The organism is Paenibacillus sp. FSL H8-0260 (assembly GCF_045040625.1).
In the GTDB taxonomy this organism is placed as follows: domain Bacteria; phylum Bacillota; class Bacilli; order Paenibacillales; family Paenibacillaceae; genus Paenibacillus_AQ; species Paenibacillus_AQ odorifer.
Genome location: NZ_CP150298.1, coordinates 1,287,129 through 1,300,140 on the forward strand (window position 1 = coordinate 1,287,129; position 13,012 = coordinate 1,300,140).

The following is a 13,012-nucleotide window of genomic DNA, read 5'->3' on the forward strand; positions in this document are numbered from 1 at the left end:
ATCTTAGTTATTTAATGGACCCTGATGTTAGTCCACTGATAATCCATTTTTGCGCGAACAAATAGACCACGAGCATCGGGGATAAAGCAAGCAGATACGAAGCAAAGGCTAAGTTGAAATCTGTGCTGAATTGACCTTGGAAGACATACTGTACAAGCGGAAGTGTGTATGAATCCTGATCACCTAGCAGAATCAACGGCAGCATAAAGTCATTCCAAGTCGACAGACAGGAGAGGATACCAATTGTTGCACTGACCGGAGCAAGAAGTGGGAAAATAATCTTCCAGAACGTTCCGAATGTCGTCGCACCATCTACTGTGGCAGCTTCCTCTAGCTCATAAGGAATAGAGCGGATATAGCCAGTGTATACAAACACGTTAAAAGCCAAGCCATAAACAATGTATAGAATAATAAGACCCAGAATGTTGTTCATATGCAGATCCGTTGTCACTTTGACCACAGGCAGCATAATAATCTGGAAAGGAATAAACATTGCGCTGATAAAATAAAAGTAGAGCGCTTTGAAGAATTTTCGGTTCATATTGCGGGCAATCGCGTAGGCTACCATGGAGTTGGTAAGCAAGATGAACACTACTGATGTTATTGTGATCGTGGCGCTATTTCCTAAGGCGTTGAAGAAATTGGTTGCCTTAATGGCATTGGCGAAGTTCTCAAAATGCAGGCCAGTCGGCAGTGAAAAGATGGATTGAGCCATTTCCTCGGGATTTTTTAGCGCGATAGCAATAGTCATGTACAGCGGAAAAAGGATCAGTAGTGAGCCTAGCGCGATAAGAATCGTTGCAGGCCAGTTGCTTGATTTTTTGATCATAAGTCCATCTCCCGTTTCTGCAGAAATTTAAGCTGAAGGGCGGAGATCACAACGATCACGATAAAATAAATCACGGCGTTCGCCGATTGATAGGCAAATTCTCCGCCTTGGAAGCCGCCTGTATAGATTAAGTGGGCAATGGATTGTGTTGAACGTCCAGGTCCCCCACCTGTCAAGGCTACGATTTGGTCGAATACCATTAAGCCGCCCTTCATCGCCAGCACCATGTTGATCGTGAAGAAGGAAGCAAGCATTGGAAAAGTAATGCTCCAGAATTCTCTCCAGCGGCTAGCGCCGTCCAGATTGGAGGCTTCGTAAAGATCTTGCGGAATGGTCTGTAGACCTGCCAGATAGAGAATCGTGTTATAAGCAATTCCCTGCCAAACGGCTACAATGACGATACCGATCCAGGCCCAATCGGAGTTGCCGAGAATGTTCTGCGAAAGGAATTCGCTGCCAAGCTTCTCGCCCCAGATAGGGAATACATTTGCGAACAAATAGTTGAAAATAAAGCCGACAATCAGCACGCTGAGGATATTAGGCAGGAAATATACACCGCGGAAAAAGTTTTTGGCTTTAATCTTGGCGTTAAGCCCAAGCGCAATCAACAAACTGATGATATTGATGAGAATAGTTGTTAAGATGGCATATTTAAAAGTGAACACATATGAATTCAGCACATTTTCATCTTGAAAAATGTTAATGAAGTTCTTAAATCCTACGTAATCAAAGCTGTCACTGAAGCCGTCCCAGTTAGTGAACGAATAATAAATACCCTGCAGTGCAGGAAAGGTGTGAAAGGCAAAGAAAAGAAGCAATGCCGGTATAGTCATTAGATAAAAGGCGACTCGGCGTTTGGCCATCATGTAATCCTCCTTGGAAAAGAGAAAGAGAAGGGGGAGTCCCGTTCTCTTTCTCGGCTCTTATTTGTCAGGTCTCGTTATTTCCGGTCAGCTACCTTATCCCATTCTTTATCAAGCTGTTTCAGGTACGCATCAACATCTTTCTTTTGCAGGAAGGCTTGATTGATGGTATCCACTTTCATTGCACTTGGGATGTAGTGGTCCGCAAAGTCGGCTAAGTTACCTGAGGTAAATGCTGCTTTGAAGCCGTCCATTGTTGGATCATCTTGTGTTACACCTTGCACAGCTGGGAATGCTTTTTGCTCGTTAATGTAGAGGCTGACATTCTCAGGCTGGAGCAGGAATTCAACGAATTTTTTAGCTTCTTCTTTATGTTTAGTGCTCTTAGAGATAGTCAACAATGTGTCTACGCCAGAAATGACCTTATTGTTAGCAGCATCATTTGTCGCTGGGAAAGGGAATACACCAAGCTCAATGGATGGATTAGCCTTCACGATTTCTGGGATCGCCCATACCCCTTGCAGATACATTGCAGATTCACCTTTAGCGAAAGCTGTGTTGCCGTCATTGTAGCCTTTTCCAAAAATATCTTTTTGACCAAACTCCGTCAGCTTAAGCAGCTTTTCAGCAATTTCGGTGAAGCTGTCTGCGAAAGTCACAGTACCTTCAGTACGTTGCTTGAAGAAATCATTGCCTTTAATGATTGTAGAGAGGGAGTTGAACGGCGTAAGGGTTGTCCAGGAATCCTTAAGGGTCAGGTAAAAAGCATTTTTACCGCTGTCCTTGAACTTTTGAGCGACGGCAATGAACTCATCCCAAGTGGTTGGCACGGTAACGCCGGCTTCAGTGAACATCGCTTTATTGTAAATGACACCACTTGCGTTCGAAGAGAATGGAAGACCATTCAGCTCGCTCGAACCTGTCAGGTCTTTCAGCATTTGAACATAAGCAGGCTGGATATTTTCAGCGAGTGGATCACTTGAGAAGTCTTCAAACAGACCACTTCCGGATAATGTTTTGTAGGTGTCAGTGGCACCGATACCGACCACGTCAGGGATGTCTTTTTTAGCTGCACGAGTCTTCAGCACTGTTTCGGCATCCGGTGGGTTCACTTGAGTGACTACGATGTTCGGATTGGCTTCATTAAATTTCGCAACCAGCTTGTCGAAGGTGGCTTTGGCTTCGGTCTTATTTTGGAAAAACTCGATTTTTACCTTGTCACCGGAGGAGTTCCCGCCGCTAGATGTGTTGTCAGCCGCATTGTTACCACTATTGCTACCGCAGGCGCTAAGCACGGACATAGCTAGTAGACTAACCATTACGGGTTTAATTGTTTTTTTCATGATAAATCCTCCTAATAATGTGTTGGTATTATGGTGAATTTGCTAAGGGTAAACGTTTACGTTGACGGCAAACTTAAATGATGTTCGTGTTCTTCTAAGCGACGGGTATGCAATAAAGTGAACAGTAAACGTTTACGTAATATTGATAAAAAGACTTAGGTAAGCGATCTTACCGTTTGTCTTTCCACAATTGTGTGATCGACAATCTGGCTGTTGACAGACTCGCCTGTTTCAATCATCTGAATGAGCTTCTCCACGGCGATCTTTCCAATATCGTACAGCGGTTGGCGTACTGTTGTTAAAGGCGGAATAACCATTTTGGCTAATCCAAGATCGTCATATCCCATAATGGAGATATCCTCGGGCACGCTTAGACCATTTTTGATAACGGTAGAGAGGGCACCAATCGCCATTTCATCACTAGCAGCAAAAACGGCAGTCACATCAGGCGCTTGCTCCAAAAGAGTCTCCATAGCTATACTTCCGCTCTCATACAAAAAATCTCCGTAAGCAAGATAGCGGCTGTCAAAAGGAATACCATTTGCTTCAAGCGCATGCTTATAACCTTCTGCTCTTGGCGCACCAGCGATAAGATCGCTAGGGTTTCCACTAATCATGGCTATTTTGCGGTGACCTTTTGAAATTAAGTAGAGGATAGCGTCAAAAGCTGCTCGATAATCATCTACTTTCACATAAGGGACCTTGGCGAATTCTGTTTGGGAAGAGACCAATACAACGGGGATCCTCATGGTTTCGAGCACATCGTAATATTCTTTCTTAAGGACTTCACTAGAAAAAATAATGCCATCAACCTGTTTCTCTCTCAGGAGCTGTAAGTACTTCAACGTTCTTTTACCGTCCTGATCGGTATTGCATACCATCACACTGTAGTTCCGGTCATTGGCCAATTCTTCAATACCTTTGAGCAGATCGGAAGAGAAGGCACCAGAAACACTAGGGAACATAACACCAATGGTTTGTGTACGCTTATTGATTAGACCCCGGGCAATCGCATTGGGTTGATAACCAATTTCTTTGATCGCCTCATTTACCTTTTGTTTCGTTTTGTCCGAATACCCACTTAAATTGTTTAGCACGCGAGAGACTGTGGCAATGGAAACGTTCGCTTTCTGTGCAACATCTTTAATCGTTGGGTTCATTCCTATGAGCTCCTTAAACTACGGTTATCCTTGAATTAAACGCTTACGCTGATGAGAGTAATTTATGAAAGAAGAGAACGTAAACGCTTACCCCGAATATAAATGCTGGTAGGCGCTTTTGTCAACTGTACTTAAAAAATAAAAAAATGATCAAAACTACGCAAGAGCAGTAATCTTTTAATAGGAATGAAACCAATGTATATACCAAAAATTTACTTAGAAATATCGGAATTGACAAAAGAATATTGGAGGTCTAACATTTAGAGAGTAAACGCTTACGTAAAATTTTTAAATATGGTATGCAAGCTCTAGTTATAATGATTTACTCGGATAAGGAGTTGCATTTATGAATATTTATCTCGAGATTCCGGATGTGGATAAGCACTTTCCTTACCGCAGTTTACTCTGCAATGGTGATACGTTGTGTTATCCGCATTGGCATAAAGAAATTGAAATTATTTATGTTACCAAAGGAAGCCTGAATCTGGGAATTAACGATACCCCTATTCACATGGAGCAGGGCGAAGTTCAGTTTATCAATGGTGGGGATGTGCATTATTTTCTCTCTTCACCTGAGAGTGAACGGGTAGTGATTCAATTTGACCTGAATTTGTTTCAAGAAGTAGCCGCTTTGAACGGTAATGACTACTCACTTCGTGAGGTCTTTACGCTTATGGAGTATTCCAGTTCTAGATGGCCCGTGGCAACTGCCGCGAAGGTCAAAGGGCTGATTGAGAGTATTTACGAGGAAGATGTACAGCGAAGAGAAGGATATGTTTTTCTAATCAAGGCTAGATTGTTTGAACTGCTGACCGTTATTCTACGGGAGGTACCGAAGAGTCCGATCAAGAAACAGCCTAAGTTCTCGGAAGATACACTGAATCAATCCAGAGAAACACTGGAGAGACTAGAGCGGATTTTTATCTATGTGGAGCAGCATTACCAGGAGGCTATTACGCTGAATGAGGTAGCTAATTATATGGGGTTTAGTCCTTATTATTTTACCAAATTGTTCAAGAAAAACACGGGCATGACCTTTATCGCGTTCTTAAACGAATACCGGCTTAACAAAGCCAAATGGATCTTGATCAATGAAGATCTGCCGATGTCTGCCGTGGCGGAAGCAGCCGGGTTTGGCAGCGTGAAGACCTTCCATCATTTTTTCAAGGAAGCAACGGGGATATCCCCGCTGAAATACCACAAGACAATATTCGGGAATAATACAGCAAGATTACAGGAAGAAAGCCCTTCCTCAGCTTTGTATGATAGAGATATCAAAACAGGAATAAGTGGAGGTTAGACCAGAATGACTTTAACAGTAGGAATTATCGGCTGCGGAGGTATTGCGAACGGCAAGCACATGCCCGCGTTAAAAAAAGTAGAAGGTGCGCGTATGGTTGCTTTTTGTGATATCGTCGCTGAACGTGCCGAGAAGGCAAAAGCGGAGTTTGGAGATGAGCAGTCCGTAGTTTACACAGATTATAAAGAGCTTCTTAACGATGCAAGTATAGATGTGATACATGTATGTACGCCGAATATTTCCCATGCGGAGATTTCCATTGCGGCTATGGAAGCAGGCAAACACGTAATGTGTGAGAAGCCGATGGCTAAAACCACGGCAGAAGCACAAGCGATGATCGAGGCCTCAGAGCGAACTGGGAAAAAGCTGACCATCGGTTATCAGAACCGTTTCAGACCAGATTCAGCTTATCTGCATGCGGTATGTGAGAATAATGAGCTTGGTGAGATCTATTACGCCAGAGCTAAGGCTATCCGTCGTCGCGCGGTCCCAACTTGGGGTGTGTTTTTGGATGAAGAAGCGCAAGGCGGCGGCCCGTTGATTGATATCGGTACCCATGCGCTCGATTTGACCCTGTGGATGATGGATAATTACAAACCTAAATATGTCGTGGGCAACGCTTATCATAAGCTGTCCGGTCGTAAAAATGCTGCGAATGCTTGGGGCCCGTGGGATCCTGAGAAGTTTACAGTTGAGGATTCCGCCATTGGATTCATCACTATGGAGAATGGGGCTACCATCGTCTTAGAGGCAAGCTGGGCACTGAATACACTCGATGTCGGTGAGGCCAAAACGGTACTTTGTGGGACTGAAGGCGGAGCAGATATGGAGAAGGGTCTGCGCATTAACGGAGAAGCCTACGGTAAAACCTTTGAAAAGCATATCGGTCTGGATGCCGGTGGCGTCGACTTTTATGATGGTGCAGGAGATGATCCTGCGGTGATAGAGGCAGCTCAGTGGATTGACAGCATTGTAAATGACACCGAGCCTGTAGTGAAGCCGGAGCAGGCGTTGGTTGTGACTCGCATCTTGGAGGCTATTTATAAATCCTCTGAAACTGGAATGCCTGTGTTTTTTGAATAATCAAGCAAATTCGATGGTCATAGATAAATATGAACTAGGAGCGTGTCTCAAGTGACAAGAGTAACCGTATGGAATGAATTCCGTCATGAACGGCAGGAAGAAAGAATTCTTAAGGTCTATCCGCAAGGTATTCATGGACAACTGGCAAGTTTTCTGCAAGAGGCAGGACTGGACACTCAGACAGCTACGCTGGATGAACCAGAGCACGGACTGACGCAAGAGGTATTGGATAACACGGATGTACTGATCTGGTGGGGACATATCGCCCATCATGAAGTAAGTGATGAGATTGTAAACCGTGTACATGCGCGAGTGCTGCAAGGTATGGGACTTGTAGTGCTTCATTCGGGCCATATGTCCAAAATCTTTATGAAATTAATGGGCACCAGCTGCGATCTGAAATGGCGTGAAGCTGAGGAGAAGGAGCGCCTGTGGGTCATGGACCCAAGTCACCCGATTGCTGAGGGCATTGGTGAATACATCGACTTGGAGCAAGAGGAAATGTACGGTGCGCATTTTGATGTGCCAGCACCAGAGAGTCTTGTATTTGTCGGCTGGTTCGAAGGCGGCAACGTCTTCCCAAGCGGATCGACCTACCGTAGAGGCAGCGGGAAGATCTTTTATTTCCAGCCTGGTCATGAATCTTATCCAACCTATTACAACAAGGATATTCAAAAAGTCATCATCAATGGCGTGAACTGGTGTGCACCAACGAAACGTGACTATCCGGTTTACGGACATTCTGAAGCCTTAGAGCCTATCAAAGAAAAGGTGGTCGTATAAATGAAATTAGGCGTATTTGATCCTGTATTTGGAAGCTTGAGTCTTGACGAGATGTTAGATAAAATCGCCGCCGCAGGTTTGAATGCGGTAGAGATCGGCTCGGGCGGTAATCCCGGCAATGCTCACTGTCCGACAGATGAGCTGCTTGCGAGCGAGTCAGCACGTCAAGAATATTTGGAAAAGTTCACGAAACGTGGCATTATGATCAGTGCCTTCAGTTGCCATAATAACCCGATTTCACCAGATAAAGAAGAAGCCCGCGCCGGGGATGAAATTCTCCGTAAATCGATCAAGCTGGCTTCACTCATGGGTGTTAAGGTCGTGAACACTTTTTCGGGAACGGCTGGGGACAGCGATGAGGCAAAAGCACCGAACTGGCCAGTCACACCTTGGCCTACCGTGTACAGCGACATCAAAACCTGGCAGTGGGAACATAAGCTGATCCCTTACTGGAAGGAAATCGGCAAGCTGGCCGAGGAGCATGGCGTTAAGATCGGTATCGAGCTGCATGGCGGCTTTCTGTGCCATACCCCTTATACGATTTTGAAGCTTAGAGAAGCAACCTGCGATGCTATCGGAGCCAATCTGGATCCGAGCCATCTGTGGTGGCAAGGTATTGATCCTGTAGGTGCCATTAAGATTCTCGGTAAAGCTGGCGCGATTCACCATTTCCATGCCAAGGATACTTACTTGGATCAGGACAACATCAATATGTATGGTCTGACCGATATGCAACCTTATGGCGATGTGCAGACCCGCGCATGGACCTTCCGCTCCGTTGGTTGCGGCCACAGCATATCTGAGTGGTCAGATATCATGAGCGCGCTGCGCACTTACGGTTATGATTATGTGGTGAGCATCGAGCATGAAGACCCTCTTATGACGGTTGACGAAGGCTTCCAACGTGCAGTAACCAATTTGCAATCCATTCTTATTCATGACCAGCCTCAGGGTATGTGGTGGGTGTAAGGTCGAATTAGAAAGCCTTGATTCTCTATTTAGAGAATCAAGGCTTTTTTTTGCGTGTAGTGGGGATGTAGGGAGAGCGGGAGAGCGGGAGAGCGGGAGAGCGGGAGAACGGGAGAGCGGGAGAGCGGGAGAGCGGGAGAACAGGAGAACGGGAGGGGAGAACGGAAGAGCGGAAGAGCGGAAGAGCGGAAGAGCGGAAGAAAGAACGGAAGGGAGTAGAAACGAGCTGACAAAGAGATAGGGGGGGGTAGGGACGAGTAGTAGCTAATAAGAAACGAACTAGAAACTAATCAGAAATGTACTGGAAACCAACTAAAAACCAACCTGAAACTAACTGGTTTGCCAAAGGACTCAGATGCAGCTATTCGCGAGTTTTAGACCTTTTGGAGCGAGTTTCGGACCCGAGAGACCTTATTGGTCCCGAAGAGCAAGGAATTCGAGGGTATTTGAGCAAATAACTGCGCTGGAGTCCGATAGCATCTCAAAACAGCGGATTTGTTGCAAATAGGGTCTCTGGAGTCCGCGACTTATGCGCTTATACGCTAGCTGATCTGCGATGGTAAAACCGTAGTTAGTTTGGTGTTAGAGCGTTAGAAGCGTGGTGGGGTGTGGGAGTAGATAACTGTGCTAACGGACTCAGATGCAGCTATTCGCGTGTTTTAGGCCTTTTTGAGCAAGTTTCGGACCCGAGAGACCTTATTGGTCCCGAAGAGCAAGGAATTCGAGGGTATTTGAGCAAATAACTGCGCTGGAGTCCGATAGCATCTCAAAACAGCGGATTTGTTGCAAATAGGGTCTCTGGAGTCCGCGACTTATGCGCTTATGCGCTAGCTGATCTTCGACGGTAAAATCGTAGTTAGTTTGGAGGCTGATGAGTTGAGCTTCGGGATAATGGGATACGGGCAAATGTGCAGCGCAGTTAGTTTAGGGCTGGAGCGTCAGGAGCGTGGTGGAGATGTGGCGGAGATGTGGTGGAGATGTAGTGGAGATGTGGTGCAGATGATGTGGTAGGTAACTGTGCTAACGGTAACGGGCAAATGAGCGGACGCAGTAATGAACGCAGTAATGTATGAGACGTAGGGCAGAAATGTATGAGACGTAGGGCGGAAATGTATGAGACGTAGGGCGGAAATGTATGAGACGTAGGAAAGAACAAGGTAGAACTGTGCTAACGGACTTAGATGCAGCTATTCGCGTGTTTTAGGGTTTATGGGGCGAGTTTCGGACCCGAGAGACGTTATTGGTCGTGAAGAGCAAGGAATTCGAGGTGTTTTGAGCAAATAACTGCGCTGGAGTCCGATAACATCCCAAAACAGCGCAATAGTTGCAAATAGGGGCCCTGGAGTCCGCAACTTATGTGTTTATGCGCATGCTGATCTTTGCGTATTCAAAGTTCGGCTTTTTTGTCGTGCATTCACTGGTTACAGTATTGCAATCTCTGCGTCAAGCGGGAGTGGACGAGTTGAAAAGAATAGGTACAGGCTGGTACGCAACATATTTGAAATGATTTCGTCTTTATATAACGGAGGTGGAGCAAGATGAATTTATGCTTTTCGGGAGGCCGGTTTCAAACTTTTTTACAGCGGAACATTAAACTGATGCTTGTATTTGGACTTTTGTTCGCTGCTTGCTTTACAGGAGTTGGAAGGGTGGAAGCTGCTGGCTCAGATCTGATCATCGTGAACAAAAAAACAAACAAACTCGCGTATTTCAGTGACGGCAAGCTGGTGAAGACTTTTCCGGTTGCCACAGGAAAGTCGAAGGAACTGACGCCAGAAGGTAGCTTCAAAATGGTGGTTAAGGTAAAAAACAGACCCTACTACAAAGAGAAAATTCCCGGTGGGGACCCGGCCAATCCGCTTGGCGACCGCTGGCTGGGGCTGGAAGTGAACGGTACCTATGGCACGACGTATGCGATTCACGGCAATAATAATGAGTCATCGATAGGGAAGTATGTTAGCGCTGGTTGTATTCGAATGCATAATGATGATATTCATTGGCTGTATCCAAAAGTAGCCAAGAATACTCGAGTTATCATTACAACGAGCACACTGGCTATGGAGAATATTGCAACTAAAAACGGGTACTCTGTGGGAAGTAATAAGTTTGCGGGAACTTTTGAGATCAATGGGACGACAACAAAGCTGAAGGATCCTTTTATATTGGAAAATTCCCGTGTGTTTGTTCCGCTGAGAGAATCCGTGGCCTTACTGGGTGGTACTTTGCAGAGTGAAGCGGGGACAGGAGCACTGATAATTACGATCGGCAATCGTACGGTGACACATAAGCCATTATCCAATAAGGCTATTGTGAATGGGAAATCCATTACGATTTTACCGTCACGCAATGAAAATAACCGATTACTAATTCCGCTGAGTATCCTGCCTGATTTATTTGCTGTTCAGGTGCAGTGGAATGCGCAGACTCAGGTGGTAAAGATTAAGTTATAATTGTTCTTGGCCTTTTATTTCTGATTTAAATTGTTATATACTGTACTTATTCTAAAATACGGACAATTACGGAGGGCCACCGACTGATGAATAACTAACACGTTTCCTGAAACAGACCATAAAGTTTGTGAAGTGCATATGCACAAGTCACGGAGCACCCGCGCAGGGTGATAACGGTCAGGGATACGTGTGTCGGTCGGGGGTCTTACGATGCTTTTATATGGATAGTTCTATCTATTGTGTTGGTTTACTCTGCATCCAGCAGGTGAACACGGCCGTAGTCTATCCATGTCTGGGCACATTCCCCCTTCATACGCTATTCGACCGCAGACCGCTGGCTGCGGTTTTTTATTTGCAATGAAATCGGAGGAATGAAAGATGACTGTAATTAAAGTGAAGAATTTACGTAAGGAATGGAATGGGGTCCCTTTATTTAAGGAGGTATCCTTTGAGATAGCAGAGGGAGAGCGCGTGCTTTTATTCGGACGAAACGGGATTGGCAAAACCACACTGCTTAAGGGGCTGATCGGTCGCCTTACTTTTGAAGAGGGAGGTATCTATCATGGTTTACCATCTGAAGAATGGGGTGTGCTCGATCAACAGCTTGAGGTACCGGGGGAAGTAACCGCATTGGACTACGTTCTTTCAGGGTCAGCACAGCTGCCTGAATTAAAACGCCAGCTGGAAGCCCTCAGTCAGAGACTGCAGGAGCAGAAAGCTGATAACGAAACTGAATTGGCTGAATATACAGAGGTGTACGATCGTTACTTGCAGCTTGATGGATATGGCTGGGAGGTCAAAGCGGAAAAAAGTCTAAAGCAGCTCAAGCTTGAACATGCGGTCTGGGATTTGCCATACGTCTCACTTAGTGGAGGGCAAAAGACACGGGTGCAATTAGCAGCATTATTAGCCCGGCAGCCCAAGCTATTGATTCTGGATGAACCGACCAATCACATAGATGGAGAAACGATGGAGTGGTTGGAGCATTGGGTGTGCACCTACCCTGGAACCGTGTTTTATGTATCACATGATCGAACATTTATTGATCGAACTGCGACGTCTGTGCTGGAGCTTAGTCCGGAGGGATGCCGGCGTTATTCGGGTGGATATACACAATACCGGGAGCAGAAGACTATAGAGCTGAGAACATTGGAGGGACAGTATAAAAAGCAGGAGCAAGAAAAGGAGAAGCTGCTGGAGAGCATTAGGCGGTATGCAGAATGGTTCCAGCAAGCGCATCGTGCTGCCGGACAAAATGATTTTCTGCGTTCGAAATCCAAGAAAAATGTGTCTCGTTTCCATGCCAAGGAAGCTGCACTGGAACGGTTAAATAAGAACCGTGTAGAATTGCCCCGTGAGACTGGCAAGCTGAAGATGAAGCTGGAAAGCGAAGAGTTTCTGGCAGATTCTTTACTGACACTCCGTGAGATAGAGTTTGCCTATCAGGGGAGTGCGCCTTTTCTTAGGGATTTCAGTTTGTCGCTAAACCGGGGAGACCGACTGTCTATTCTGGGTCCTAATGGTGTTGGAAAGTCTACGCTGCTGAAATTGATTGCAGGGATCAATAAGCCTACAAAAGGTGAAGTGCGGCTGCATCCACGGACGACAATCGGTTATTTTGCACAAGAGCTAGATAACTTAGAAATGAACTCTACGATTCTGGATAGCTTGCTTGAACTGCCGGGAATGACCCAAACGGAGGCGCGGACGATTCTAGGTTGCTTTTTATTTACGCGGGACGATGTATTTAAACGGATTGGGGATTTGAGTCTGGGAGAGAAATGCCGTGTGGCTTTTCTCAAGTTGTATTTTGGAAAAGCGAATTTATTGGTTTTAGATGAACCCACTAATTATCTGGATATTGACACTAGGGAACGAGTAGAAGAGGCACTTATGGTGTATCCCTGCGGGTTAGTAATGGTCTCGCATGACCGTTATCTTCACTCTAAAGTGGCTAATCGCTTGGTGATTTTAGAGCCGTCTCAGGCACCAAAGTTTTTTCAAGGAACGTATGCTGAATACTTCGCAAAAGACAGAACCCGTCTGCTTACTGGTATAGAACAGGCTCGGGAGGATAACCTTGCCCTCCTGCAGCTGCGTCTGAATCAGCTGATTCAGAGTAGCGGTGTGGATTCTGAGGCGGAGAATGCAGCGCTAGTGGCGGAAATCGTTAATTTGCAGCGACAAATACAGGAACTAAGGGGCGAGGGGAAACCCGCATCCTCCTAAGCT

The 13,012-nt window shown here is 45.7% G+C and carries 11 protein-coding genes; 7 read left to right on the top strand and 4 right to left on the bottom strand.

All coding sequences use genetic code 11. From position 1 onward, the window contains the following. Positions 1-7: 7 nt before the first annotated feature. The 4 genes from MHI51_RS05515 to MHI51_RS05530 form a co-directional block, all read right to left on the bottom strand. Positions 8-829, bottom strand: a complete 822-nt coding sequence (locus tag MHI51_RS05515; protein ID WP_172628781.1) for a carbohydrate ABC transporter permease — start codon at positions 827-829, stop codon at positions 8-10. Next, positions 826-1,692 (bottom strand): carbohydrate ABC transporter permease, encoded by an 867-nt coding sequence (locus tag MHI51_RS05520; RefSeq protein WP_038568998.1) that lies wholly within the window; start codon positions 1,690-1,692, stop codon positions 826-828. The genes MHI51_RS05515 and MHI51_RS05520 overlap by 4 nt, the downstream gene beginning before the upstream one ends. Positions 1,693-1,769: 77 nt before the next feature. Then, positions 1,770-3,035: an ABC transporter substrate-binding protein gene (locus MHI51_RS05525; RefSeq protein WP_076129561.1), complete on the bottom strand. Its 1,266-nt coding sequence runs from the start codon at positions 3,033-3,035 to the stop codon at positions 1,770-1,772. Positions 3,036-3,190: 155 nt separating this feature from the next. Next, positions 3,191-4,195, bottom strand: coding sequence for a LacI family DNA-binding transcriptional regulator (locus tag MHI51_RS05530; RefSeq protein WP_036680403.1), 1,005 nt, complete (start codon positions 4,193-4,195; stop codon positions 3,191-3,193). A gap of 346 nt (positions 4,196-4,541) precedes the next feature. On the opposite strand from MHI51_RS05530, the gene MHI51_RS05535 reads away from it, so the two are divergent. The 7 genes from MHI51_RS05535 (at position 4,542) to abc-f (ending at position 13,009) form a co-directional block, all read left to right on the top strand. After that, positions 4,542-5,495, top strand: a complete 954-nt coding sequence (locus MHI51_RS05535) for an AraC family transcriptional regulator (protein WP_076195168.1) — start codon at positions 4,542-4,544, stop codon at positions 5,493-5,495. A gap of 6 nt (positions 5,496-5,501) precedes the next feature. Next, positions 5,502-6,578 (top strand): Gfo/Idh/MocA family protein, encoded by a 1,077-nt coding sequence (locus tag MHI51_RS05540; protein ID WP_076129559.1) that lies wholly within the window; start codon positions 5,502-5,504, stop codon positions 6,576-6,578. Between the two features lie 51 nt (positions 6,579-6,629). Next, positions 6,630-7,361: a ThuA domain-containing protein gene (locus MHI51_RS05545; protein WP_038569006.1), complete on the top strand. Its 732-nt coding sequence runs from the start codon at positions 6,630-6,632 to the stop codon at positions 7,359-7,361. After that, the gene (locus MHI51_RS05550) at positions 7,362-8,330 is read left to right on the top strand and encodes a sugar phosphate isomerase/epimerase (RefSeq protein ID WP_036680409.1); all 969 of its coding nucleotides are present in this window, start codon (positions 7,362-7,364) and stop codon (positions 8,328-8,330) included. Between the two features lie 876 nt (positions 8,331-9,206). After that, a complete protein-coding gene (locus MHI51_RS05555; RefSeq protein ID WP_405173654.1) occupies positions 9,207-9,341 on the top strand; it encodes a hypothetical protein in 135 nt (44 codons plus the stop codon). Between the two features lie 527 nt (positions 9,342-9,868). Continuing rightward, positions 9,869-10,780, top strand: a complete 912-nt coding sequence (locus MHI51_RS05560) for a L,D-transpeptidase family protein (RefSeq protein ID WP_076129557.1) — start codon at positions 9,869-9,871, stop codon at positions 10,778-10,780. Between the two features lie 378 nt (positions 10,781-11,158). Next, the gene (gene abc-f / locus MHI51_RS05565) at positions 11,159-13,009 is read left to right on the top strand and encodes a ribosomal protection-like ABC-F family protein (RefSeq protein ID WP_405173655.1); all 1,851 of its coding nucleotides are present in this window, start codon (positions 11,159-11,161) and stop codon (positions 13,007-13,009) included. Positions 13,010-13,012 lie beyond the last annotated feature (3 nt).